Source organism: Zhongshania aliphaticivorans (genome assembly GCF_001586255.1).
In the GTDB taxonomy this organism is placed as follows: domain Bacteria; phylum Pseudomonadota; class Gammaproteobacteria; order Pseudomonadales; family Spongiibacteraceae; genus Spongiibacter; species Spongiibacter aliphaticivorans.
Genome location: NZ_CP014544.1, coordinates 2,258,637 through 2,282,961, shown reverse-complemented (window position 1 = coordinate 2,282,961; position 24,325 = coordinate 2,258,637). Strand labels below are relative to the sequence as shown.

General features: G+C 50.1%; 18 protein-coding genes and 3 tRNA genes. 9 read left to right on the top strand and 12 right to left on the bottom strand.

All coding sequences use genetic code 11. The features are described from left to right. Positions 1-478: 478 nt before the first annotated feature. A complete protein-coding gene (locus AZF00_RS10180; RefSeq protein ID WP_008249785.1) occupies positions 479-3,847 on the bottom strand; it encodes a mechanosensitive ion channel domain-containing protein in 3,369 nt (1,122 codons plus the stop codon). 258 nt (positions 3,848-4,105) lie between these two features. Here AZF00_RS10180 and tadA point away from each other — a divergent pair, with 258 nt between their 5' ends. Next, complete coding sequence (tadA, locus tag AZF00_RS10175; protein WP_040803155.1) at positions 4,106-4,588, top strand: tRNA adenosine(34) deaminase TadA; 483 nt, start codon at positions 4,106-4,108, stop codon at positions 4,586-4,588. Positions 4,589-4,888: 300 nt separating this feature from the next. Here tadA and AZF00_RS10170 read toward each other — a convergent pair whose 3' ends face one another. Together AZF00_RS10170 and acnB are read right to left on the bottom strand one after the other, a co-directional pair. Beyond that, a complete protein-coding gene (locus AZF00_RS10170; protein ID WP_008249787.1) occupies positions 4,889-5,551 on the bottom strand; it encodes an AbiU2 domain-containing protein in 663 nt (220 codons plus the stop codon). 90 nt (positions 5,552-5,641) lie between these two features. After that, positions 5,642-8,269, bottom strand: coding sequence for a bifunctional aconitate hydratase 2/2-methylisocitrate dehydratase (gene acnB / locus AZF00_RS10165; RefSeq protein WP_008249788.1), 2,628 nt, complete (start codon positions 8,267-8,269; stop codon positions 5,642-5,644). Between the two features lie 339 nt (positions 8,270-8,608). Here acnB and AZF00_RS10160 point away from each other — a divergent pair, with 339 nt between their 5' ends. Next, on the top strand, positions 8,609-9,067 hold the full coding sequence (locus AZF00_RS10160; protein ID WP_143829414.1) for a DUF1289 domain-containing protein: 459 nt from the start codon (positions 8,609-8,611) through the stop codon (positions 9,065-9,067). Positions 9,068-9,164: 97 nt separating this feature from the next. Then, entirely contained in the window at positions 9,165-9,773 is a 609-nt protein-coding gene (locus tag AZF00_RS10155) for a MiaE family protein (RefSeq protein ID WP_008249792.1), read from the top strand. Positions 9,774-10,425: 652 nt separating this feature from the next. On the opposite strand, the gene AZF00_RS10145 is transcribed toward AZF00_RS10155, so the two are convergent. The 6 genes from AZF00_RS10145 to AZF00_RS10120 form a co-directional block, all read right to left on the bottom strand. Further along, complete coding sequence (locus tag AZF00_RS10145; RefSeq protein ID WP_008249794.1) at positions 10,426-11,724, bottom strand: CmpA/NrtA family ABC transporter substrate-binding protein; 1,299 nt, start codon at positions 11,722-11,724, stop codon at positions 10,426-10,428. Positions 11,725-11,726: 2 nt separating this feature from the next. Beyond that, on the bottom strand, positions 11,727-12,578 hold the full coding sequence (locus AZF00_RS10140; protein WP_008249795.1) for an ABC transporter ATP-binding protein: 852 nt from the start codon (positions 12,576-12,578) through the stop codon (positions 11,727-11,729). A 16-nt stretch (positions 12,579-12,594) separates the two neighbouring features. After that, complete coding sequence (locus tag AZF00_RS10135; RefSeq protein WP_008249796.1) at positions 12,595-13,608, bottom strand: ABC transporter permease; 1,014 nt, start codon at positions 13,606-13,608, stop codon at positions 12,595-12,597. 45 nt (positions 13,609-13,653) lie between these two features. Continuing rightward, complete coding sequence (locus AZF00_RS10130) at positions 13,654-14,949, bottom strand: CmpA/NrtA family ABC transporter substrate-binding protein (protein ID WP_231856213.1); 1,296 nt, start codon at positions 14,947-14,949, stop codon at positions 13,654-13,656. Between the two features lie 372 nt (positions 14,950-15,321). Then, positions 15,322-16,059, bottom strand: coding sequence for a UDP-2,3-diacylglucosamine diphosphatase (locus AZF00_RS10125; protein ID WP_008249798.1), 738 nt, complete (start codon positions 16,057-16,059; stop codon positions 15,322-15,324). Positions 16,060-16,066: 7 nt separating this feature from the next. Continuing rightward, positions 16,067-16,561, bottom strand: a complete 495-nt coding sequence (locus AZF00_RS10120; protein WP_008249799.1) for a peptidylprolyl isomerase — start codon at positions 16,559-16,561, stop codon at positions 16,067-16,069. A gap of 152 nt (positions 16,562-16,713) precedes the next feature. Here AZF00_RS10120 and AZF00_RS10115 point away from each other — a divergent pair, with 152 nt between their 5' ends. Together AZF00_RS10115 and cysS are read left to right on the top strand one after the other, a co-directional pair. After that, positions 16,714-18,390, top strand: coding sequence for a glutamine--tRNA ligase/YqeY domain fusion protein (locus AZF00_RS10115; RefSeq protein WP_062383704.1), 1,677 nt, complete (start codon positions 16,714-16,716; stop codon positions 18,388-18,390). Positions 18,391-18,567: 177 nt separating this feature from the next. Further along, positions 18,568-19,971 (top strand): cysteine--tRNA ligase, encoded by a 1,404-nt coding sequence (cysS, locus tag AZF00_RS10110; protein WP_008249801.1) that lies wholly within the window; start codon positions 18,568-18,570, stop codon positions 19,969-19,971. Positions 19,972-19,987: 16 nt separating this feature from the next. Here cysS and AZF00_RS10105 read toward each other — a convergent pair whose 3' ends face one another. The 3 genes from AZF00_RS10105 to folD are packed head-to-tail and all read right to left on the bottom strand — an operon-like array spanning position 19,988 to position 21,862. Beyond that, positions 19,988-20,356 carry a VanZ family protein gene (locus AZF00_RS10105; protein ID WP_008249802.1) on the bottom strand — a complete coding sequence of 123 codons (369 nt, stop codon included), beginning with the start codon at positions 20,354-20,356 and terminating at the stop codon, positions 19,988-19,990. Further along, entirely contained in the window at positions 20,353-21,003 is a 651-nt protein-coding gene (locus AZF00_RS10100) for a lysophospholipid acyltransferase family protein (RefSeq protein ID WP_008249803.1), read from the bottom strand. Before AZF00_RS10100 ends, AZF00_RS10105 begins: the two co-directional genes overlap by 4 nt. A gap of 13 nt (positions 21,004-21,016) precedes the next feature. Beyond that, complete coding sequence (gene folD, locus AZF00_RS10095; protein WP_008249804.1) at positions 21,017-21,862, bottom strand: bifunctional methylenetetrahydrofolate dehydrogenase/methenyltetrahydrofolate cyclohydrolase FolD; 846 nt, start codon at positions 21,860-21,862, stop codon at positions 21,017-21,019. A 168-nt stretch (positions 21,863-22,030) separates the two neighbouring features. On the opposite strand from folD, the gene AZF00_RS10090 reads away from it, so the two are divergent. The 4 genes from AZF00_RS10090 (at position 22,031) to AZF00_RS10070 (ending at position 24,272) form a co-directional block, all read left to right on the top strand. Continuing rightward, positions 22,031-22,107, top strand: a tRNA-Pro gene (locus AZF00_RS10090). Positions 22,108-22,135: 28 nt separating this feature from the next. Further along, a tRNA-Arg gene (locus AZF00_RS10085) sits at positions 22,136-22,212 on the top strand. A 38-nt stretch (positions 22,213-22,250) separates the two neighbouring features. Then, a tRNA-His gene (locus tag AZF00_RS10080) sits at positions 22,251-22,326 on the top strand. A 452-nt stretch (positions 22,327-22,778) separates the two neighbouring features. After that, positions 22,779-24,272, top strand: a complete 1,494-nt coding sequence (locus tag AZF00_RS10070) for an OmpA family protein (RefSeq protein WP_008249806.1) — start codon at positions 22,779-22,781, stop codon at positions 24,270-24,272. The last annotated feature ends 53 nt before the right edge of the window (positions 24,273-24,325 follow it).

The following is a 24,325-nucleotide window of genomic DNA, read 5'->3' as shown; positions in this document are numbered from 1 at the left end:
GCAAATTTACAGTAGGTCGGCTCGGAGTAAAATTCGCTAGGCTTGCTAATTGATGAGGAGGTTATTGGTGCGGTACTCATCGTCACGGACTCAGGCCCACTTCCTATGAAATCATTACAAAGTTAATTTGGAATCCAATGTTGCAGTCGTTGAATAATGTCTAAAGGCTGGTATAACAGAGGAATAGCATTTTCTCTGGGCGCTAATTTCGTATGGGTATAGTAACTTGATATTAATCATGAAAACTGAATTTGAGAATCTACAGCAGAATATTGCACACTCTTATGATGTGGATACTAATTCTGATAAACAGGTTCTTAAAATCTATTGCGGTGAAGTGTTGATCGCCAAAAAGATAAAACAGAAAAAATCTATTCGCTACTTTGGGGTTCGGGATTACCAGAAGTACCTGTACTCAGTTTAATCGTTTTTATAAGTCCAGTATCGAGCGGCCTTTTGGCCGCTGCCATCGCATAGTCTATTGCTCGCCCTCTGATCGAATCCATATATCCCGTTGTGGAAACGGAATTTCTATTTCGTGTTTTCTCAGCGTTGCCTCTATTTCCACGTGAATCTCGTGAATTAAGGGCATGATGTCGAGCATGCTGGGTACAAATACGCGGAGTTCAAAGTTAAGGCTGCTGTCGCCAAAGCCGACAAAAAAGACTGATGGCGGCGGGTCTTTGGTAATTCGGCGGTTGTCTTCAATGACTTTAGAGAGCAATTTATGCACGGCAATCACATCGGAGCCGTAAGCAACACCTACTTTAATTATTTGGCGGGTAATAGAGTCGCTTAATGTCCAATTGGTGAGTTGTTCGGTAATAAAGGTTTTGTTGGGAATTATCTGCTCCTTGCGATCCCAGTCGGTGAGCGTTGTTGCCCGTATGCGGATGCGAGTTACTGTGCCGGTGTGATTGCCTACGGTGACGGTATCGCCAACACGAATGGGGCGCTCGAATAAGATGAGTAAGCCGGAGACAAAGTTCGCCACAATTTCCTGTAAACCGAAACCAAGGCCGACACCTAGCGCGGCGACGAGCCACTGTAACTTTGACCATTGAGCGCCGATTATATTCAGCGAAACGATAATGCCGACCATCACGATAATATATTTCACCACCGTGGTGATGGCATAGCTGCTACCGGCTTCGAGCTGCAGTTTACGTAAGATCGAAATTTCCAAAATACCGGGTAAATTGCGTGCCCCCAAGTAGGTTAGCGTCATCATAATAATGGCTATTATGCCGTCGGCAAGGGTGATCGCCTTGTCACCCATCGCGGGGTTGGCGCCTGTTACATGCCACAGCTCAATATTATTGAGTATGCTTAGTGCCGGTAGTATTTCTGCCCATAACTCCCAGCCTAGGACGATTGCCGCAACGCCCGTTAACAGACCTAAAAACCCTCTGGTTTGCTGGGTAATCGTGTCCATGTCGTATTCGGTGGCGTCAATTGATTCTGGCATTCCTTCGCCAGCGTTGTCAGCCGCTTGACGATTCGCATTTTGTGCTTGCTCAGCCTTACGTTTCACTCGCAGACGTTCAAGCGTCATGCGGCGTTCAACTACCGAGAATATGCGTAAGATTAGCGAGTAGAGTATGAACAGCGCAGCCATTAAACAAGCGGTTACAAAAAGCTTGTTTTGGATCATAAGTGCTGAAAAATGATAGCCGTACCAAGACAGGCCGAGCAGTACCAAGGGGATGCAAACCGCCAATGCGTGAATAATATATTTAAAACTGATTTGGCGCCTGGGGGCGTGGTTTCTCAGCAAAAAGAGTTGCCATAATACGCGGTGTGTTACGTAGGCAAGCGCTAAAGACGATACGCTGAACAGTAGCCGACTAATAATGCTATTGCCGTCTGCGGGGTGGTCTGCGATGGGTATGAAAAGTGATACAAAAACCAGTGTTAAGGTGAGCCATCGTAGATTTTTCCGGGTGACATTAATGATGTCGAGACGCCATTTAAAGTGGAACTCGGCAACCCCGTCTGGGCGACATATTTCACGGAAGACATTAAGCAGTAGCCATAAACCCGCCGCATTCTTAAGCCCTTGGTGAATCTGCTCCGTCAATGCGCCGCCATCGGACGTCAAGGCGGCAAGGAAACCAAGCGCTAAGGGACCCGGCGAGGCCAGTAGTAGGGAGATGAATAATGCTAGCGCGGTATCGGAAAATCGGTCTCGGTTTACTTTGCCGACGTTCGTAGCTAAGGTTTTTAACAGCGAGAGTAGTCGCGGCTTGAGTAAAATAATTAATCCCGGAATGGCGAGTAAAAAAAGCTGCCACTTATTACTCCACTGTAGGCTTTTCGATGGCGTGTTTGCTCGCCATGCTGATAGGCGCTCTGACCAAGGCGTTTCTTGCTCTATTGCTTGCTTTAGCTGAGTCCATAGTGGCGTAGTGCTCGGTATCCACAAAAGGCGGCTATTTAAAAGTGTCATGTATTCTGCGGTTTTAGTTTTTAAAGCGATATTTTCACTTCGGGTGGTCATTATTGTTTCAATGTACCGACGGTAAATTTTGATGCCGCTCTGGAGTAATAGGCCTTGTTCGTCGCGCAGCTTGTCGCCTTGTGAATCTAAACCCGTGTTGTTTTCCTTGGTGATTAAATACTGACGATCTTCTAAGCGAAGTTTTGTTAATTGGGCGCGGGCGAGTTCTTCGTCTAGTATTTTAGTTTTTAGGGTTAGGGAGGAGCGTTGAAAAAATTGTTGGCGTTGTTCAAGCAGATCGACACCTAAGGTTGAGAGACGATCGGCACCCGTGATGGCAAGCTGCTGTGCCATGCTGTTTGAGTAACGTTCAACGTAAGACCGCTCATCACGTAGCTGTGCTAGCTTATTGAGTAAGTCATCGGTGCGCGCCGTGATATTGGCAATATCGCTAGCGAGCTCGGCGTTATCCTGGGCGATTTTTTTAATCTCTTCATCCGCGTTCTCTAGCTCAACAAGGCGTTGTTGGGCTTGCTCGGCAATAGCATTAGCCTGATTTCGGCGGGCGCTACTTACAGCTTCTTGTAGTTTTTCGATAGCTTGATTCGCAATATCGATTTTTCTTACCACTAAGCGCTGCTGAAGATCCAAAATCTCAAGTCGTGAATCTCGGGAAATTAAGCGCTGTCGCAATAATTCAACTCGCGCATTTGCCGCTACGCTTTCGCTTTCGTTAAACGCTCGGCGGGCTTTAGCGAGTTCAGTTGTTTGGCTTTCGGGGCTTTCTGCTAATTGCGCTTCAGCGTTAGACTGCTTCTGCAAGGCAGCCTCTATAAGAGGTGAAACGTCTTGTTGCGCAGTGACAATACGCGCATTTATAGCGGTTTCTTCGCTGTGTAGTTCGAGTAAAGTAGCTTGTTGATTGAGTAAGCGCTTTTCGAGTAGGCTAAGTTTACCGCCAACATCGACTTCCGGCAGAGCTTGGTCTAGTTTTTGCTGAATCTCTGCCTGCCGTGTGGCGGCCGTCGCGATTTGATCGATATATCCTTGGGCTTGATTGCGGTCTTCTGTTGCTTGCGCCAAATTATCTAGGGCTTGCTGGTAGAGTTGGACAATAAAATCGCGTTGCTCAGAATTGAGCTTTTCAGAGGATTGCGCCGCATTCAGACGAAGTTGCAGGTCACTAATTGTTTGCTGGGTGTTTGTTGATGCTGCGTAGCTTGGCCATGCCGCGATGCTCAGCAGAAAGCAAAATACGAATAAGGCGTACCGGTATATTTTAACCGTTAGCTGCGTTGGGCTGGCGCTAGGCGTATTAGTGCTATTTGCTGGTGAGTAAGCAAAGTAAGCCCTTGTTGGTGGCGGGGAGTTTTTCTTAGGTATATGATTTCGTTGACAATATAGCATGTGTTGCCTTTTCGAAGTCCAGACATACGAAATGCTGGGTTAGCCTAAGGGTTGTTGTGAAAATACTACAGTTGACGGTAGCAGAAATAAAAGCCGGCGCGTAGACAAAAGTACGAGTTGTTGAGTGCGGGGCTGTCTAAAATGTAGCCTGCGGCAGAGTCGCAGTAAATACGCTAAAATAGCATTTTTTGAAATTCTGAGGGGTGTAAATAATGCGAGTTAACTCGCTACTTTTTTTTCAGCCTTTGCGTGACGTATATGCCTGAGTTTTCTGACGAGTATTGGATGCGCCACGCCTTAGAATTGGCGCAGCAGGCCGATCAAACCAACGAAGTGCCAGTTGGGGCGATTGTCGTTAAAGGCAATGCCGTTATTGCCGAGGGTTTTAATCAGCCTATAAGCAGTGCTGATCCTACCGCCCACGCAGAAATCGTGGCGCTGCGCGGTGCCGCGCAAACCCTAAATAATTATCGCCTGCCAGATACGACCCTCTATGTGACCGTTGAGCCATGCGCGATGTGCGCCGGTGCGATTATTCACAGCCGTATTAAACGCGTGGTGTATGGCGCTGCCGAGCCAAAAGCGGGGGCGGTGTGTAGCCATTTACAGTTATTCGACCAAGCCCAAATGAATCACCGGGTGGAGTGGCAGGGTGGTGTACTCGCTGATGAGGCAACTGCTGTATTGCAGGCGTTTTTTGCGCGGCGGCGTAATGAGAAGCGCGCTTTGAAGAAAGGTTGATTAAAATTTTTTGTAAGTTAGCCTGCTAGAGTGGTTTTCGCCTCGCTGGGCGACTTACTTCTTTTTTGTGTGAAAAAAGAAGTAAGCAAGAAAAACCACACCCCATCACTCGCCCTTCGGGTTCCCTGTGCTTCTCAAAACTGAGCGGCGCTGCGCAACTCGCCTTCGGCTCAAACAGTGCTCGCTAAAGGCCCCGCTCAGTTTCTGCGATGCTCGGCGAGTTCAAAGGGGACTTGCCGAGCCCGCAGTTGATGAGCATAAATTGAGTGTTTGGCTCGACGGGGAAGAATTGTATGTTCATCATTGCCAGAATTCTGATGATATAAGAGTGTTTTGCTTTTCGAATTCTTGCCAAGCAAAAGATGCGTCTCTGATTATCATATTCGCGTTCATTATAGGCGTTTTAAATAAATGAAGCATATTTCCTGCGTCGCTCCACTTTAGATTAAGTTTTTTGATATCAGGATATTCGTAATTGCCATCGATAAACTTTACGTCGATATGCGCTATCAATGTATCGCGAGCGGATTTTGCTGACATGAATATCGGGTTTGCAAGTATGTTCGTAGACGTTACGAGAAATTGTGCATAGAGATCTTCGAAATCCTTTGAGCAGCGAAATCTATTATAGTTGTTAGCTTGATTTCCGTCGGATAGGTATTGATGTTCCAATATACTTTTTATTTCTGATTTATCCAGGGCATTTTTCAGTGTGATTAAGCTGGGATTTCGTGGTCCGCTATCAAATACCATGTTTGAGATGTCTTGAATGATGCTTAAATATAGCGAAGTTCTTATAGTGTGCAGGCCAGCGCGTTTTCGAGTTGTGTCAAACTTCTTGTTCAGGCCACCTGAGCGAATCGTAGGCTCAAGCATTGCGTACTTTCTGCATGCCATTAGATAGAGCGTTAGAAGTTGGCTTGTGTGGCCTTGGAGCTTTAATATTGTCTGTTTGGTATTCATCCATTGAGTACCTTGTAGTGTTTAAAAGATACAAAAAAGCCGCCCGAAGGCGGCTTTTTCAACAAGGTAAGTCTAAGACTTACATCGTTCTTACATGCTTACCTCAGTAATTTCTACTGACGCTATACGCTTACCTTCTTCAGCACCTTTCTGGAAAGACGCAATTTGATCGAAGTTCATGTAGCGATAAATCTCGCCAGACATGGCATCCAGATCTTTACAGTATTCCATATACTCAGCCGGTGTTGGCAGGCGGCCGAGGATCGCGCCAACCGATGCTAACTCAGCAGAGGTCAGGTAGACATTGGCGCCATTGCCAAGACGGTTAGGGAAGTTACGGGTTGAGGTAGACAGCACAGTAGCGCCATCGGCAACACGTGCTTGGTTACCCATGCACAGTGAACAGCCTGGCATTTCGGTACGTGCACCGGAAGCGCCGAAGATGTTGTAGTAGCCTTCTTCCATCAGGGTGTGCTGATCCATCTTCGTCGGTGGTGAGATCCACAGACGGGTGTTCAGCGTGCCTTTGTTGGCGTCGAGCAGTTTACCAGCGGCGCGGAAGTGACCGATGTTGGTCATGCAGCTACCGATGAAAACTTCGTCTACTTTGTCGCCAGCAACTTCAGACAGCAGCTTAGCGTCGTCTGGGTCGTTAGGGCAGCAAACTACAGGCTCTTTCAACTCGTCTAGGTCAATTTCGATAACCGCAGCGTACTCGGCGTCGGCATCGCCTTCGAGCAGGCTTGGGTTGGCCAGCCATGCTTCCATATTGGCGGCGCGGCGCTCAAGGGTGCGTGGGTCGCCGTAACCTTCGCTTACCATCCAGCGCAGCAGGGTGATATTAGAACGCAGGTATTCAGAGATCTCTGGAATGCCTTGCTTGATGGTACAGCCAGCGGCTGAACGCTCTGCTGAGGCGTCAGACAATTCAAATGCCTGCTCAACAGTCAGACCGGCCAAGCCTTCGATTTCGAGAATGCGGCCAGAGAAGATGTTCTTCTTGCCCTTTTTCTCAACAGTCAGGTGACCTTCTTTAATCGCTTGGTAAGGAATGGCGTGAACCAGGTCGCGCAGGGTAATGCCAGGCTGCATTTTGCCTTTAAAGCGAACCAGTACTGATTCGGGCATATCCAGTGGCATAACGCCTGTAGCCGCTGCGAAAGCAACCAGACCAGAACCTGCAGGGAAAGAGATACCCATTGGGAAGCGAGTGTGGGAGTCACCGCCGGTGCCAACCGTGTCTGGCAGCAACATGCGGTTCAACCAGCTGTGGATGATACCGTCGCCTGGGCGCAGTGAAACACCGCCACGGGTCATGATGAAGTCTGGCAGGTTGTGCTGGGTGTCGATGTCGATTGGCTTGGGGTAAGCCGCAGTGTGACAGAACGACTGCATGGTCAGGTCGGCAGAGAAACCGAGGCAGGCCAAGTCTTTCAGCTCATCGCGGGTCATCGGGCCAGTGGTGTCTTGCGAGCCAACGGTGGTCATTTTGGGTTCGCAGTAGGTGCCGGGGCGAATGCCTTGGCCTTCTGGTAAACCACAGGCGCGACCAACCATTTTCTGGGCCAAGGTGTAGCCTTTGCCAGTGTCGGCGGGCTGCTCGGGCAGACGGAACAGGGTAGAGGTGGGCAGGCCCAGTGATTCACGGGCTTTAGCCGTTAGGCCACGACCGATAATCAGGTTAATACGGCCGCCAGCGCGAACTTCGTCGAGAAGTACGGGTGACTTTAGTTCGAAGGTGCTGAGGGTGGCGCCAGTTTCAACGTTTTTGATGACGCCGTCGTAGGGGCGGATTTCAATCACGTCGCCCATATTCAGGTCGTCAACGGGGGCTTCAAATACCAGTGCGCCAGCATCTTCCATGGTGTTGTAGAAGATAGGAGCGACTTTACTACCGATACAAATGCCGCCGGAGCGCTTATTTGGCACGCCAGGCATATCGTCGCCGAAGAACCACAGTACCGAGTTGGTTGCTGATTTACGTGAAGAGCCTGTACCAACAACATCGCCAACGAAGGCAATGGGGTGGCCTTTTTCTTTCAGGCTGTCGATCAGTTTAAGCGGGCCAACACTGCCTTGCACGTCGGGCTTAATGCCGTCGCGTTCCATTTTGAACATCGCCAGTGCGTGCAGTGGGATGTCTGGGCGCGACCATGCGTCTGGCGCTGGTGACAGGTCATCGGTATTGGTTTCGCCGGTGACTTTAAATACGGTATTCACAATGCTTTCTGGCACTTCAGGGCGGTTGGTGAACCACTCTGCGTCTGCCCAGCTTTGAATAACTTCTTTTGCCAGTGCATTACCAGCCTTGGATTTTTCTTCTACGTCGTGGAAGGCATCAAACATCAGCAAGGTGTGTTTAAGCTCTTCTGCGGCGAGTTTGGCTAGATCAGCGTGGTCGAGGAGTTCAACCAGAGTCACAATATTGTAGCCGCCGTGCATATTGCCCAGCAGTTTAACTGCTTCTTCTTTGCTCAGAAGCGGGCTGCTGGCTTCACCTTTTACGATGGCAGACAGAAAGCCAGCTTTCACGTAAGCGGCTTCGTCAACACCGGGTGGTACACGGTTGGAGATCAGGTCAACAAGGGTTGCTTCTTCGCCAGCTGGCGGATTTTTGAGCAATTCAATTAGGCCCGCGACTTGTTCAGCGTTGAGTGGCTGGGGAACAATGCCTTGCGCGGCGCGTTCGTCGACGTGTTTCCGATATGCTTCGAGCACAGTGTAACTCCTCTTTTCAGTTTCGGTACCCGTATCCGCCGGGATCGCCGGGGCCGGGGCTATCGATGCCCATCATCGATACGAAATAGGGGGCTGCAAGTATACTGAAAAACCACACATACGTTAAGGAATCTCTGCAGAAGTAGTTGCTTGGCCAGTCTTTCTCCGCCTCGTCAGACGTCCGACGTCAGGCGTCTGGCGATTTGCGGTTGGGGCTAGGGGAATTAGATAGTAATATTGTCAGCTTTCATTATTGGCCAAGCTTGCCAGCTCCTAGGGTGCTGGCTTACCCTTTACGCTTGTATTTCCTCTATTTATCTGGAGTCTGGTTTGGCTGTTGTGCGTCCTCGCGTAGTAACCCCCTGTATTGGCGTTTGTTCAACGGCGCTGGGCGATGAGGTGTGCCGAGGTTGCAAGCGTTATAGCCATGAGGTAATTGACTGGAATAGTTACAGTGATGGGCAAAAGCAAATTATTGACGAGCGTTTAGACGGCTTTTTAGTGCAGGTCATGGAGAATAAACTGCATATTAATGACGCTAAACTCTTGGAGTGGCAGCTGCAAACCCAGAGAATCCGCTATCCTGCTCATAAAAGCCCGTATATTTGGCTTTTTCAGTTATTGCGAGCCGGGGCGGGGCAAATTAGTGACTGCGGCCAGTTTGGCTTTAGTGTTGATGCTGAATACCGCGACGAACCTTTAATGGTGCTGCGCGACATGATTGATCGCGAGCATTACTTACTATCTGAAGCCTACTATCAGCGTTATATAGGCCGCTATTTGCATCGCGAGCTTTAGGCTCGGGCTTATTGCTCTCGTTTACCCTGAAATACATCTTAATTTTGCTATACTGCGCCGGTTTTCTTGCCTAGCTTTGAATTGGATGCGCCTTATCATGTCTGTTGATATCAGTGAAATACTTGAATTCCTTCCGTGTGAAACGCCCCAGGGCTGGGTAGATGCCGCGCTGCGCTTCCCCGAGGAAATGCTGATTGATCACGCTAATTGCGAGAAAAAGGCAGCCGGTACCGCATTAAACCTTATGTTTCGCTATGTAGATAAGCCGGACCTGCTGATGAAAATGTCTAAATTGGCGCGGGAAGAACTGCGCCATTTTGAGCAGGTTATGGGTATTATGAAAAAGCGCGGCATTGAATATCGGCATCTATCCTCGGCCAACTACGCCAACGGGCTGCGCACAGGTGCGCGCACCAGTGACCCCCATAAATTGGTCGATATCTTGATTATTGGCGCATTTATCGAAGCGCGCTCGTGCGAGCGTTTTGCGAAAATAGCCCCTTTGTTAGACCCAGAATTGGGCGCGTTTTACCACTCGTTGCTGAAGTCTGAGGCGCGCCATTTTAAAGATTATTTGGCGCTGGCAGAACGCTATGCAGTGGAACCAATCGCGCCGCGAGTGGCTTTTTTTCGAGAAAAAGAGCAGCGCTTGATTGAAACGGTAGAGGAAGAATTTCGCTTTCACAGCGGCCCGTTGGCGGCTTGAAGTATGTCTTTGCATCTCGCGTCTTCCGTCAAGTATTTAGCCTTCTCGCTTGCGTGAAGTATGGCTTTACGCAGCTAAATAAAAGACCCCGTATCCAATAATTGCCGCGCAACTTCAGTAATGGGTTTGCGTTGCCGGTCAGCATTTTTGCTGAGCAGATCGCTGGCTTGGTCCTCTGCCAAGCCATAGGTTTCCATAATAAATTTCTTGGCTTTATTCAGCGCTTGTCGGGCTTCAATTACGGGCTTTATGTGTTCAGCCTCGTAGCGCAATTGGTCGATGCTGTGGAAATAGGCAATTGCTATGTCGATTAAGGCCTGCAATAGCGCGGTGGGAACCGCATCGATGGCATAAAGACTAATGCCAGCCTCGGCGGCGAGGCGGTTGATGCCTTCGGAGCGCGTGTTTTCTAATTTAATGACAGTGCGCGGTGCATTTTTCTGAAGTTGAGCCAAGTGTTCTAGGGTGTCGCGATTGGGTGAATTGGTGTCGACAAGAATGATTTCTGGGTGCATTTCGCCGACTAATTGGTAAATGTCTGCGTTGCTGTTGTTAATGGTAATCATGTCAATGCCGGTCCAGGCAATGATGGGTGCAAGCTTGTTGGCGCGAATATCGTCAACATCAATCAATAGCAGTTTCATGAAGCGAGTTATACCTCTTTTTGGGCGTTAATTAGCCGTAGCGCGGGAATGTCTGCCTTCGAAAGATTTTGTTTTTCCAGATATTTAATAATGCCGCCGACGCTAATAATTTGTCCGTCCAAAAATTGATTGGGGCCGATGTGCTGGGATTTTGTCAACATCATTTTTTCATGTAAATTGCCCTCGGTTTTTCGGTCGATGCTGGGGCTTTCAATGCCAAGCGCTGCCGCGGCTATCCGAAATAAGCCGGGTTTGTACACGGCGGCGACGGTTTCTTCTATATTGACTGGCGTTGTTAATTGACCCCAGCGATACATTTGTGAAATAAACCACTCGGCGTGATTCAGCCAGGGGAAGTTGGCGGAATAGCGGTGGAAAACGTGGAAGTCTTCTACTTTTTCTGGTGGCAGGCCGTGATGCTTTAAGGATGAGCCCATCAATGAAAGGGCAACTGTCTCCTCTGGCAGGGCGATATACGCCGCCTGACTGATGATTTTGGCGGTGAGCCTGCGATTTTCTTTTTTATCCAACCAAATGCATGCTTTGATTAAGGCTCTGAGTAAAGCTTGGTGAGTGGCGGGGTTTTCTTTAGACCAACTTTCACTCACGGCGAATACTTTTTCTGGACTGTTGTTCCATAGTTGGTATTTGGTGGCGACCACATGACCAATTTGTTGCTGCACTGCCAGGGTGTTCCAAGGCTCGCCCACACAGAATCCGTGGATGTCACCGTCGGTCATCGCGGTGACCATTTTCGGTGGTGGAATGACCACAATTTCGACATCGCGGTCGGGATCAATGCCTGCACTGGCTAGCCAGTAGCGCAATTCATAACTCTGGGTGGAGCAAGGGTAAACGACCCCAAACCGCAATTTTGGGCGTTTACTCCGTTTGTTTTCTTCGATTAGACATTGCAAAGCCTGTGCGGCTATTAGGGGGCTGAATTCGCTGCGTGAATCAATTTCGTAGAGGTGGTTGTAAAGTTGATTATTAACGGTAATGGCGTTGCCATTGAGGTCGAGCACCATGGCGCTGACCATGTCTATTTTGGGGCCGCCCACGCCAAGGCGCGAAGCGACGGGTATGGACGCCAACATTTGTGCACCATCCAAAATGCCGAGTCCCACTTTGTCGCGAATACCGGCCCAAGACACCTCCCTAGAGAGGGTGACGTTGAGTCCCTCACTGGCGAAATAGCCTTTTTCGTGAGCAATAACCAATGGTGCGCAATCTGTTAAGGGAATGAAGCCGAGTGTGACGTCGGTCTTCTCTAAGTGGAGTCCGTTCTTATTGTTGATGGCGCCCATATTTATGCCCCTACGGCCTTTTTAACTTCGGATAATGGTTCGGCAGACGCGAGCTGCGGCGCTGATGCTGGCTTTTTGGCTTGCTTTTGGTGCAAGAACGTCAACACCGCAGCACGGTAGTGGTTGTAGTTTGGGTTGTCTGCCAAGGCTAAACGATCTCTGGGGCGGGGAAGATCTATGTTTAGAATTTCCCCTACTTTGGCGGCGGGCCCATTGGTCATCATAACGATGCGGTCTGACAACAACACCGCTTCATCGACATCGTGAGTAATGAGAATAACGGTGTTGTTTAGTTCGGCCTGAATCTCCATGAGTGCGTCTTGGAGATGGGCGCGGGTTAATGCATCTAGCGCACCAAACGGTTCATCCATCAGCAATACTTTAGGTTCCATTGCCAGTGCTCGGGCAATGCCAACGCGTTGCTTCATGCCCCCAGAAATCTCAGCCGGGAGTTTGTGGCTGGCGTGTGACATATGCACCAAGGCGAGATTGTAGTCCACCCATTGGCGAATTTCGGCTTTGTTTTTTTTGCCTTTAAAGACCTGTTTAACAGCCAATTCAACATTTTCATAAACCGTGAGCCAAGGGAATAGTGAATGATGCTGGAACACCACTGCACGATCTGGGCCAGGCGCGTTAACTTCTTTGGACTCAAGTATCACCGCGCCTTCTGTTGCCTCGTAGAGACCGGCAACAATATTGAGCACGGTAGATTTTCCGCAGCCGGAGTGGCCAATTAATGAGATGAACTCGCCGCGGTTTATTTTTAAGTCCACTTTGTCTAAGGCTTTAAATGGGCCGGTTTTGGTGGGGAATTCAATACTAATGTGTGAAATATCAAGATAAGTCGACATGTCGGCGTCCTTTGTTTCAAGCTTCGTCGTGGGCGATGATTTTGTGAAGGGTATGCATGAATGAGTCCAGAATGAATCCGACAAAGCCGATAGTGATAACTGCGACCATTATACGAGCGAGGGATTCGGAACTGCCGTTCTGAAATTCGTCCCATACAAATTTGCCGAGCCCAGGGTTTTGGGCGAGCATTTCGGCGGCAATCAATACCATCCAGCCGATGCCGAGAGAGATTCGCAGACCAGTAAAAATCATCGGGAGCGCGGCGGGGATCGCGATTTTAGTAACTCGTGTAAACCAGCCAAGCTGAATGACCCGGCCAACGTTGATTAGGTCTTTGTCGATATTGGCAACGCCGACAGCGGTATTGATCAAGGTTGGCCACATGCAGCACAGCGTGACGGTGATAGCCGAGTTGATAAACGATTTAGATAGCATTGGGTCATCGCTGACGTAGACGGCGCTGACGACCATGGTCACCAGTGGGAGCCATGCAAGGGGCGACACGGGTTTGAGTATTTGAATGATTGGCGTAATGGCTGTGTTTAATAGCGGGCTAAGACCGCAGGTTATGCCGATGGGAACCGCAATAATCGATGCGATCAAAAAGCCGGTAAAAACGGTTATGAGACTAGTAATGATCTGGTCGAAATACGTCGGCTTGCCGGTGTAGTCGCGGATCTTAATTTCGGCGTCTGGATTCCTTGCCAATTTTTCTTCGTTGCGTTTTGTTTGGCGTTCATAAAAGGCGACCGCCTTTTCACGTTCAACTACGTGTTCGTGATACAGACCCTGCGCTGCTGAGACGACCGCGACCGGGCCGGGAAACGTGCCAAGACTAGTGTCAATGCGCGATGCTGCCGTAGACCAGATGGCCAGAAATACCAAGATGGCGATCACTGGCAGTCCAATAAGACGAACGATTTCCTGTGCTTGCTCCCGGGGATTCTCCCAGCTGGCAAGCTTAATGAGTGGGACGAGCCATGCGAAACCTGCAACACTCAAGTAATGCAGGGTGTTTTGTTTAAACATAGGTGCTCCTTTTGCCCCGCTGTAAGCAGCGGGGCGGTACGACTACTACTTCAGAGTGTCTTTTGGTTTTAGGCCGATGCTGAACTTTGAGATGTATTCATTGGGCTTTTTACCGTCATAGGTAATGCCATCAATGAACTCAGATTGCGGTGGCTTAAAGCCGGATTCGGTCGCGAAGTTTGGGAACTCGCTGGCGCTAATCTTGCCCTCGGCAATCAATTGTTCGGCGGCCTTGCGGTATATATCTGGACGGTAAACCTTCTTGGCGATCTCCATATACCAGCTGTCGGGTTTGTGCTCAGGAATCTGGCCCCAGCGGCGCATTTGGGTGAGGTACCAAATCGCATCAGAGTAGTAGGGAAAGGTGGCGTTGTGGCGGAAGAATACGTTGAAGTCGGGGACGTCGCGCTTATCGCCTTTTTCATACTCAAAGGTGCCGGTCATCGAGTTGGCGATAACGTCGTAGTCGGCGCCGACGTAAGCTGATTTAGCGAGGATTTTAACTGCTTCTGGGCGGTTGGCGTTGTTGTTTTCGTCCAGCCATTTGGCGGCGCGAATCATGGCCTTGACGACGGCAATGTGGGTGTTAGGGTATTTCTCAGCCCATTCATTGCTCACGCCAAATACTTTTTCGGGGTTGTTTTTCCAAATTTCATAATCAGTAATAACCGGAACGCCAATGCCCTTGAAAACGGCTTGCTGGTTCCAGGGTTCGCCAACGCAGTAGCCGTATATCGTCCCGGCCTCTAGCGTTGCGGGCATTTGTGGCGGCGGGGTAACAGAAAGCAGTGCATCGGCATCGATTTGCCCGCTGGTATCACCTTTTAGCGGAGCGTAGTAGCCGGGGTGAATTCCGCCGGCGGCTAACCAGTAGCGCAGTTCATAGTTGTGAGTAGAGACCGGAAACACCATGCCCATTTTAAAGGGCTTACCTTCTGCTTTGTATTTAGCAACAACGGGTTTCAAGGCGTCTGCTTTGATCGGATGTACAGGCTTGCCATCGGCTTGTTTGGGAATGTGGGGTTTCATGTCTTCCCACACACTGTTCGAAACGGTGATACCGTTGCCGTTGAGATCCATACTGAAGGCGGTAATGATGTGGGCCTGGGTGCCAAAGCCGATGGTGGCGCCGAGTGGTTGTCCGGCCAGCATGTGGGCGCCGTCTAATTCGCCGTCTATGACGCGATCAAGTAGTACTTTCCAATTAGCCTGGGCTTCAAGGCTGACGTATAAGCCTTCGTCTTCAAAATAGCCTTTTTCGTAAGCAATGGCCAATGGCGCCATATCGGTAAGTTTTATAAAGCCGAATTTTAACTCTTCTTTCTCGAGCTCGGCGGCCATTGCAAAGCAGGTACTTGTTAAGGCGAGGGCGCCGACTGTGCATTTTATGAGGCTATGATACCAAGGCATTTATCTGTCTCCGGGTGAGTGACGGTTGCCAAGATGTGATCAGCATCGCGGCGTTCCGTATTCGTAACACCGCCAATTTTGGCGGGCTGCGTTTTGGATCAGAACGTTCTGCATAGGAATTAGCAATAGCTATGCCATGAGTGTTATTTATTTAAAAAACAGTGTGTTAGGGTTTTATTGCGCGGCGTTTGCGCTGGCGCAGTGCGCTAAATGGGTGCTGCTTAATTTGAGTGTGCCACGAAGGCGATGTTCAAAATGGTGCAGTTCAGCGCCGCTAGGGCGCTGAAGAGAGACGGCTTGGTGTTAGAGCGTGGCGTTTGAAAAGGGGATTTCTGTTAGCGTTAGGCCATTGTTGTCGGCAATCAAGAACCACGCGGCGTGATCCCAGTCACCGAGAACAATCCGCTCTGCGGGCTTGCCATCGATGTTGAGGGGGTGGCGCATTGGCCGGTGGGTGTGGCCGTGAATTAAGCGGTGGCAGTGGTGGGTCTGCATTTCGCGGATGACGTCATTGGGGTTTACATCCATGATGTCTTCGGCCTTGTTGCTATTGGCCTCGCTGCTGGCCATGCGCAGGTGTTGCGCTATGACGCGGCGCTCTTCCAGCGGTCTGGCTAGGGCTTCTTTCTGCCAATCGGCTGAGCGCAGCATTTTACGAAACTGCATATATTCTTGGTCGTCGCTGCACAGGCTATCACCGTGCATCAGGAGGGTGGCTTCGCCATTTAGCTCAATAACCGTGGGGTCCTTGAGTAGTTGTGCACCAACGGCGTCGCAGAATTGTTGGCCTATAAGAAAGTCGCGATTGCCATGCATGATATACAGGGCGACGCCTTTGCTGGTGAGCGCCTTGAGTTCTCTGCTGACTTCGTCGAGGAGCGGCGATTGGTCGTCGTCGCCAATCCAGGCTTCAAAAAAATCGCCAAGTATATATAAGGCTTGGGCTTTGCTAGCGTGGCTATGCAAAAATTGAAAAAACGCCCGGCTGATATCCGGGCGATTTTCATCCAGATGAAGATCTGAGATAAAGAGGCTAGTCATAGGGAGATTAGTCTACCCAAACCGCTTTTTCGATGATGACGTCTTCTACAGGAACGTCTTGGTGTCCGGCAGCACTACCGGTCTTTACGCCCTTGATTTTGTTGACGACGTCCATGCCGTCGGTGACTTTGGCGAATACCGCGTAGCCCCAGCCCTGCATGGTTTTGCTGCTGTGGTTCAAGAAGTCGTTATTCTTCACGTTAATGAAAAACTGTGAACTGGCAGAGTGCGGGTCTGAGGTGCGAGCCATAGACAGGGTGCCCACGTCATTTTTCAAACCGTTGTCGGCTTCGTTTTCAATGGTGGCGCGTGTCGCTTTTTGCTTCATGCCAGGCTCAAAACCGCCGCCTTGGAGCATAAAACCGTCGATGACGCGGTGGAATATGGTGCCGTCGTAGTAACCGTCAACAACGTATTGCTTGAAGTTTTCAGAGGTCTTGGGTGCATTTTCAAAGTCTAATTCAATGTTGATGTCGCCGAAATTCGTTTTGAAGATAATCATTTACGCTGATCTCGCTTATAACCAGAATTTAAAGCCGCTATAATACGGCTTTTGGTCCCTCGGTGAAACCAGCCTCGCACGTGGCGCTTCAAATCCGTCAGCGGAATGTATTAGCCCGCTTGCCGGAAAATGACGATTAACGGAATGATTCAATGACTGACACAGCAGTAACGGGCAATAATTTTCTGCGCACTATTATTAAAGAGGACATAGCCAGTGGGCGCCTAGTGGGTGAGCTGGTAACCCGCTTTCCGCCGGAGCCAAACGGTTTTCTTCACATTGGGCATGCCAAATCGATTTGTTTGAATTTTGGTCTGGCAGAGCAATTTGGCGGCCGTTGCCATCTGCGCTTTGATGACACCAACCCGGCGAAAGAAGAACAGGCCTATATTGATGCTATTCAGGAAGATATTCGCTGGTTGGGCTATGAGTGGTCAGGTCCGATCCGCTACGCCTCTGATTACTTTGACACCTTGTTTGAGTACGCCCAGCATTTAATCAGTACGGGCCATGCCTACGTTTGCGATTTAAGTGCCGATGAGGCCCGAGAATATCGTGGCACCCTTACCGAGCCTGGCCGTAATAGTCCTTACCGTGAGCGTAGTCCTGAAGAAAACCTAGCGCTGTTTTCCCGTATGCGCGACGGTGAGTTTGATGAGGGCAGCAAAGTGTTGCGGGCGAAAATTGATATGGCCGCGCCAAACATCAATTTGCGCGATCCCATCATTTATCGGATTCGCAAGGTTAGCCATCATCAGACCGGCGACAAATGGTGCATTTACCCTAACTACGATTTTACCCATGGCCAGTCTGACGCCTTGGAAGGTATTACCCACTCTATTTGCACCTTAGAGTTTGAGGATCACCGTCCTTTATATGAATGGTTTTTGGCGCATTTACCCGTGCCAGCTCAGCCTAAACAATATGAATTTGCTCGTTTAAACATCAATTACACCGTGACCAGCAAGCGCAAGCTAAAAATGCTGGTGGACGAGAAGGTGGTTGATGGCTGGGATGACCCGCGAATGCCGACCATTGCGGGTATGCGTCGCCGTGGCTATACCGCCACAGCCCTGCGCAATTTCTGCGATATGGTCGGCGTGGCTCGCAGTGAAGGCGTGGTTGATATGGCCATGCTGGAACACGCGATTCGTGACGACCTCGACAAAAATGCGCCTCGGGCCATGTGTGTGATGGATCCGCTGAAATTGGTCATTACTAACTACCCAGAAGATAAGCTTGAACAGCTCACCGCACCGGGTCATCCGAATCGCGATGACCTTGGCGAGCGCACGCTGCCCTTTGGTCGAGAAATGTATATTGAGCGCGAAGACTTCCGGGAAGAAGCCAATAAAAAGTTTAAACGCTTGGTCTTAGGGAAAAAGGTGCGTCTGCGCAGCGCTTACGTTTTGCTTGCTGAATCTGTTGTTAAAGATGATGAGGGCAATATTATCGAGGTGCATTGCAGCTATGACGACGGCACATTGGGTGAAGACCCTGCAGATGGCGTTAAGCCTAAAGGTGTTATTCACTGGGTTTCGGCGAGTCATGGTAAGCAGGCGGTAGTGCGCTTATACGACCGTCTGTTCACCCATGAAGCACCGGATCGTGGTGGCGAAGAGTTTTTAGATCACGTGAATCCAGACTCACTGACGGTCTTAGAAAACTGTTGGATTGAACCGGGCTTAGCTGACGCTGCACCCGAAGCGCGTTTTCAGTTTGAACGCACGGGCTATTTTGTTGCTGATCGGCGCGAACACTGCAGTGATAAGCTGGTGTTTAATCGGGCGATTGCCCTGCGGGATACTTGGGGTAAGGCCGACGACTGAAGTCGGACGAGAGCTATGGCGCGCTAGAGGCTGGACGGGAGACGGGAGACGCAAAAGATCTCTCTCGTTTTGCGTCTGTTTTTAGCTGGTAGTGTTCATATTTAAATTTATATGCGGTTTACGGTTTGATGTTGTTTTTGCGTCTCCCGTTTACCGTCCAGCATAAAGCGATAACCTATGACGATTCAAATCTACAACACCCTAAGCCGCAGCAAGCAGCCGCTAAAACCATTACAAGACGGCAAGATCGGCATGTATGTCTGCGGTATGACGGTTTATGACTACTGCCACTTGGGGCATGCGCGGGTGCTGGTGGCCTTTGATGTTATTACGCGATATTTGCGCGCTAAGGCGTTTGAGGTCAATTACGTGCGCAATATCACCGATATCGACGACAAAATTTTGCGTCGCGCCACTGAAAACGGCGAGCCTTACGAGGCCTTGACCGAGCGCTTTATTGTGGCCATGAATGAAGACGCTGAGCGCCTTGGTATTATTGCACCTGACCGCGAGCCACGCGCCACAGCGCATATCGGCGATATTATTGCCATGATTACGCGTTTAATTGCTACTGGTCACGCCTATCAGGCAAGCAATGGTGATGTTTATTACCGAGTTACGGCGTTTGCCGATTATGGCAAGCTGTCTGGCAAAAAGCCCGATGAGCTTTTATCTGGTGCACGGATTGCGGTGGACGAAGCCAAGGATGATCCCCGGGATTTCGCGTTGTGGAAGGCGGTGAATGACGGAACGACCAGTTGGCCGTCGCCATGGGGGGAGGGGCGCCCCGGTTGGCATATTGAGTGCTCGGCAATGTCGACCTGCTGCTTGGGCGAGACCTTCGATATCCATGGCGGTGGCCCGGATCTGGTTTTTCCTCATCACGAGAATGAAATTGCCCAGTCGGAAGCCGCCACCGGAAAAAAATACGCGCAGACGTGGATGCACGCAGGGGCTGTGCGGGTCGATAATGAGAAGATGTCTAAGTCCTTAGGCAATTTTTTCACCATTCGCGAAATTTTGGATAAATATCACCCTGAAGTGGTGCGCTATTTTCTGATCTCAAGTCATTATCGCAGTGCTATAAACTACTCCGAAGAAAATTTGCAGATCGCGAAGCAGAACCTGGAGCGGTTTTATCACGCTTACAAGGGTTTGCCGCCAGTAACGTTAATTGCTTACGCGGACTTGCCCCAAGAAAATGACTTTGTGCAGCGCTTTGACGCGGCAATGGCAGATGACTTTAACGTGCCGCTTGCCGTCGCGGTTTTATACGATATGGTGCGCGAGCTCAATACAGCGAAAGAGGCGGGCAATAGTGAGCGTATTAATTCTCTTGCCCAGCTTCTGAAATCTCTTGCCGCAGTTCTGGGTGTTTTACAGTTAGAAGCAGATGACTTTTTGCAGTCTGGCAGCGCCGATCAGTTGGACGCCGCGAGTATAGAGGCCTTAATCGCCGAGCGTGTGCAGGCCAAGAAAGATCGTCAGTTTGCCCGTGCCGATGAGATTCGCGATTCACTTAAAGCACAGGGCGTAATTTTAGAAGATAGTCGGGAAGGGACCACTTGGCGGCGTGATTAAGCGCCGTTGGTTTTTTCTAGCTTAAGGCTCGACGCTTACGCATCGCAAAATGCATTATAAGCCAGGCCAGTAGGTAGCCACTTATTACCCCGAGGCTATTGGCAAAAACATCTTCAATCGATGTGTGGCGACCGGGAGACAGTTGCTGGGCGTATTCAACGGCAATGCTGTAAGCCACTATTCCCGCAGCGCTAGCCAAGCGCCAGCGGTGGTTATGGCCAAGCGGAAACGCCAGCATCATAAATAATAAATAAGCGCAAAAGTGCTCAAGCTTGTCCCATATATTCAGTGCTGGGCTCTGCTCGGCGGGGAGTAAGGACAGAACGGTAATAATAAGTGCGTAAGCCAAAAACAATAAAATGCGCTTGCGACGGCTTAAGCTCATTTAGGACTTCCATAGTCATCAGCCTGTAAGGCGAGTAAGCGTTTCTGCGCCTCGGCCACTACAATACTTATATCTGTTTCGTCGGCATAGTCTTCCATGGGGAAGCGTTCGTAATTAAAGCTAACCGTAGTAAAGGGTTTGGGTAGTTTAGTTTTGTCCCAGGTGCTTTCCAGCCGCAAGCCATGGTAATCCGCGCGGATCAAATACAGGGGTAGCTTGGTTTTGCGGGCCAGCATAACAGCACCTTCTTTCATTTCGTGTCGAGGGCCGCGCGAGCCGTCCACAGTAAAGGCAATGGTTTTGCCCTTGCGTGCTGATTTCAGCAGCTGAAAGAACGCATCCATACCGCCTCGGCTACGTGAGCCTAGGGCAACTTCGTAGCCGTAGCGCTCCATCGCTTTGGCTATGGCATAGCCAAAGTGGTTTTGCGAGGCGATGGCGGTTACGTCGGCGTCACGAAAATAATGGATTAAGGGCATTAGTTCATCGTGATAGACCGCCATCACACAAGGGCGTTCAATATTGAGCTGATTTTTAAAGCGCAGGGTATTCATTACCCAGAAAAGCAGCTGCAGTATCTCGGTTAAGATCCTGCGGGCTATTTTTTGGGTGGCACTGATTTTTTTGGGGGGTTTAATGCGTCCCATTGTGTTTTCCGGCTTAGCCTAGTGCTTTTTCACCAGAATCAACACTCTGGAATATCAAGGTATTAATCGTCATTGGGCCAACACCGCCGGGTACAGGAGTATAAGCGCTGACGCGGTCGACTAAGGGTGCGAGCTCAATGTCACCAACGCCACCGGGGTGGTAGCCAGCGTCTACGACAACGGCGCCGTCCTTAATCCATTCGGCTTTAATAAATTCGGGCTTGCCTACCGCGCCAACTAAAATATCGGCTTGTTTAATAAGCTCTGGCAGGTTTTGAGTGCGAGAGTGGCAGATGGTCACCGTGGCGTTGGCCTCTAATAGCATCATGGCCATGGGTTTGCCCAAAATGGCGCTGCGGCCAACCACAACGGCGTGCTTGCCTTCTATGGCAATATTGTAGTGTTCAAGTATGCGCATAATGCCTTTGGGCGTGGCGCAGCCGTAGGCGTCTTCACCCATGGCCATACGGCCAAAGCCTAGGCAGGTAACACCATCGACATCTTTATGCAGTGCGATTGCATCAAAGCAGGCGCGCTCGTCAATTTGTTCGGGCACTGGGTGCTGGAGCAAAATGCCGTGTATGTCGGGGTTGTTGTTTAGCTCATTTATTTTGGCCAGCAGCTGCTCGGTGGTGGTGGCTCCAGGCATTTCTACGGCGAGTGATTCCATGCCAACACGGCGGCAGGCATTACCTTTCATTTTTACGTAGGTGGCGGAGGCAGGGTCATCGCCAACCAATATCGTTGCTAATATAGGGCTTCTACCTGCACAGCTATTCTTGAGGGCGGTAACCCGCGCCGCCAGTTGTTCTTCCGAGCTTGCCGCCAGTGTTTTGCCATCTAAGATCAGAGCTGCCATGTCAAGTAGTCTCAAAAAAGGTGATTCAAATTAAGGTGTTATTGTCGCACGCTGCGAAACGGCAGGCCAACAAATGAAATGAAATAATTTTGTTAAAAGCGTTGACGGAGAAAGGACCGCTGCGTATTATGCCCACCTCCTGTAGCGAGGCATACGGGAAACGAAAAACGGGGTATAGCGCAGTCTGGTAGCGCGCCTGCTTTGGGAGCAGGATGTCGGGAGTTCGAATCTCTCTACCCCGACCATTTTTCGTATCTCAGTTAAGGCGATTTTGCGCCCGTAGCTCAGCTGGATAGAGCAACGGCCTTCTAAGCCGTCGGTCACAGGTTCGAATCCTGTCGGGCGCGCCACTTACAGGTTTGTAGTACCCTTAGCAGTATCCCCAATGGTGGCCGTAGCTCAGTTGGTAGAGTCCAGGATTGTGATTCCTGTTGTCGCGGGTTCAAGCCCCGTCGGCCACCCCATTATTTAATGCACGCATTACCCAAGTCACTTACTCCAAGTTGCTAAGTTTTGCAGATCTGATCTTCCCTCCAAATTAATATGCCGAATTCTTACTAGCGGAATTTTTGTTCTGTGCTTTTAATTATATAAATTTGCCTGACCGTCTTGGTCTTTAATGCTAGATCCCTACCTACACCGCAATTATGGAATATTCACACAGTACTAATGATCGGGGCTATTGCGTATTCCGGCGCTTAACCTATGATAGGCGCGTTTTGGCGGCAGTTTAAAACTGGCGGTGAGGGTCTGAAAATAGCGCATTCGTCGCTGTGGTTTTTCATAATTATTTTGTTTTAGGTGTCGAATAGCCGCTTTATATAGCGGAATTTTGCGGTGCCTAAGGTTCCTGTCTGGGTAGCAGCTTTGGCTGGCGTCCAGTTGCAATTTCATTGTATTGGGTGTGGAGTTTGGCATGAGATCTGTTCGTCGGTATCTAGTAGCTGTGCTGGTGAGTGCGTTGTTAATAGCCCCTATGCTGTTAACAGCAAATGTGGCCAAGGCTGATGCAATGACTGATTTTTTAAATTCGCTAGGGCTTTCAGGGCTCTTTTCCGAATTTGGTAAATCGGTAGGTACGGTTGGCGGCTCGGTGCTTGATCCCGTCGGCACCGGCGATAACGATTTTCTGGGGCTTGATGTGCTCAACCCTGAGAATGATTTCGGCTTGACCGCGAATTCAGAAGAGGTGACAGGATTTGGTAATAAGACCGGCTCCGGTACGGCAATTCCCTTGGATGAGCTCGGTGGTTCTGAGGCAGCTAATGAATACGGCTTAAGCTATGAAAGTGGTAGTGCCGAACGAATTCGTGGCGTTATCGGGCCAGACGGATCAATTACTGCACCGGCGGCGGCGGGTGTTAAAGATGGTGCTGGGCAAATCGGCACGGCAGTGGGTTCAAATGCGCCTCTGCCAGGATTGAGTGATCAGCCCGTGGGTTTGGCGGTTCTGGGTGCTAGTTCATCGGGTAATGGCGAAGCGGTTGGGATCGCGGTTCTGTCGGGTGATAACTCTGGTAACGGTGGTAGTGCCGGTGTGGCGGTGCTCTCTGGGAGTGGCTCGGGCAACGGCGATAGCGCCGGTATTGCAGTGCTTGGCGGGGCGAATTCCGGTAATTCCGAGCTGGCTGGTGTCGCGGTATTAAATGGTGCCAATTCAGGGAACTCGGGCACCGTTGCAGTGGGTATCTTAAACGGCGCCAATTCCGCCAATGGCGGCGTGGTCGGTGCAGGGGTTTTAAACGGCCCAGGCTCGGGTTCTGGTGGTTTAATTACGCTTGCCGTTGCCAATGCGCCCCTCGGGCCAAATAGTAAAAGCGGCGGAGTGGGCAATAATGGTAGTTGCTCTGCGTCAGGCGGCGTGGGCTGCGGTGATATCGGCGCTTTGGCGCTGTTGGATTCGTGTAAAGATGCTGATCTTGACGGTGTGTGCGACGAGTTAGACGAGTGTTTAAATACACCCGCCGATATGCCGGTATTTTTAACGGGCTGTCATTTGTCTGAGGATGCGCCGCTGGTGTTGCGTGGCGTTAATTTTGAATTTGATAAGTGGGACTTAACCGCGGAATCTTATCCAATTTTGGAGCAGGCCGTTAAAGTGTTGAATGCACAGCCTGATTTTCTGGTGGCGGTAGATGGCCACACTGATTGGATGGGCAGCGATAGTTACAATATTCGCTTGTCATATAAGCGTGCGAGAACGGTTTATCACTATTTGGTTGATGCTGGAATTAAGGAAAATCGCCTAGTATTTCGTGGCTATGGGGAAAGTGTTCCGGTTGCGGCGAACGCAAACGAAGACGGCAGCGATAATCCCGAAGGGCGTGCAGAAAACCGTCGCGTAGAACTAAATGTTCTGCAGCCCGATGTTTTTGAAGCGGTGAAAGAAGAAAACTTGTCGCAGCGTTGAGGTGTGTCGGCGCTAGCGCGTAAGGGCTAGCGCTCATTTTTTGGGGAGTGGTC